The sequence below is a fragment of the Flavobacterium bomense genome (assembly GCF_003970355.1).
The window spans coordinates 1-1,313 of record NZ_RYDJ01000133.1 but is presented as its reverse complement, the minus strand read 5'-3'; the positions used below and the strand labels follow the sequence as shown (position 1 = coordinate 1,313).

Here is a 1,313-nt window from a genome sequence, read left to right as displayed (position 1 = left end):
ACAGTTGCCGCTTTAATTAATTCTGGGTTGATGAGAATATTTCCGGAAGAAGTATAACTACCCCATCTTTTTTTCATTGTTTTGATTTGTATTTCAGGTTTTTGGAGATTGGATTGACAATCACACAAAAAATAAATCTCCATCTATATTTTCTGTGTTTATTTGGATTCATAATTGTCAATTCGAATTATTTGACAAAATATGTTTACTAACTATTTAAATTTTATAAAATGAATCTGCTGTTTTCCACTAAATGGAAATCAATACATAAGCTGCAGAATTTAATGAACCAATTCAAAATTTGCTTTTCTGTCCGTATTAGAATTTTCACCTACAAAAACTTCAAAATTGCCTGCTTCGGCTTCGTTTTTCATTTCGATAGTATAAAATTTTAAATCTTCGGATGAAATTTCGAATGAAACCGTTTTTGTTTCCCCTTTTTTTAAATTTATTTTTTCGAATCCTTTTAGTTCCTTAACTGGTCTTGTTACAGAACCCACTAAGTCTCTAATATAAAGTTGAACTATTTCTTGACCATCGTAATTCCCAGTATTTTTGACATCAACACTAACCTTTAATTTCTCGATAAACTTGATTTTATCACTTGAAATTTTCATATTCGAATATTCGAAAGTGGTATAACTCAATCCGAATCCAAAAGGGAATTGTGGTGTTTTTTCTACATCAGTATAATGCGACCAAAACACATTATTATCTGTCATATTGGGTCTTCCTGTACTATAGTTGTTATAATAAATGGGACATTGACCTACATTTCTTGGAAAAGACATTGGCAATTTTCCGCTCGGATTATAATCGCCATACAACACTTGGGCAACTGCATTTCCGGCTTGGGTTCCTAATTGCCAAGCTTCAACAATAGCGGGAATATTTTTGGCAGCCCAAGGCAAAGCCAATGGTCTTCCGTTGTTTAAAACTAAAACAATATTTGGATTTACTTTATAAATTTCCTCCAATAATTCTTGTTGCAAACCCGGTAAATCAAGATTAGTTCTGCTTCTAGCTTCGCCTGTCTGAAAACCATTTTCACCTAAAACCATAACCACTACATCAGCATTTGCTGCTACTTTTTTGGCAGCATCAAAACCACTTCTGTCGGTTGTATTAAAAACCAATTCGTTGAGGAAAGTTGCTTTTTCAATAGTTAAATCTGCTCCTTTTTCGTAGGTCAGTTTGTTTTCTTTATATTGTTGCATTGCTTCCAAAACAGAAACGGCTGAATTGTCGTCGGCAGCTAATCTCCAGCTTCCCAATGGACTGTTTTTATCATTGGCCAAAGCCCCAATCAAAGC

At 33.7% G+C, this 1,313-nt stretch carries 2 protein-coding genes; both read right to left on the bottom strand.

The genetic code is table 11. The features are described 5' to 3' along the window. On the bottom strand, positions 1 to 143 hold a 143-nt coding region (locus EKL98_RS18460), incomplete at its 3' end, for a YgjP-like metallopeptidase domain-containing protein (RefSeq protein ID WP_148104447.1). A gap of 138 nt (positions 144 to 281) precedes the next feature. After that, the coding region (locus EKL98_RS16165; RefSeq protein WP_199740737.1) for a glycoside hydrolase family 3 C-terminal domain-containing protein at positions 282 to 1,313 on the bottom strand (1,032 nt) is incomplete at its 5' end.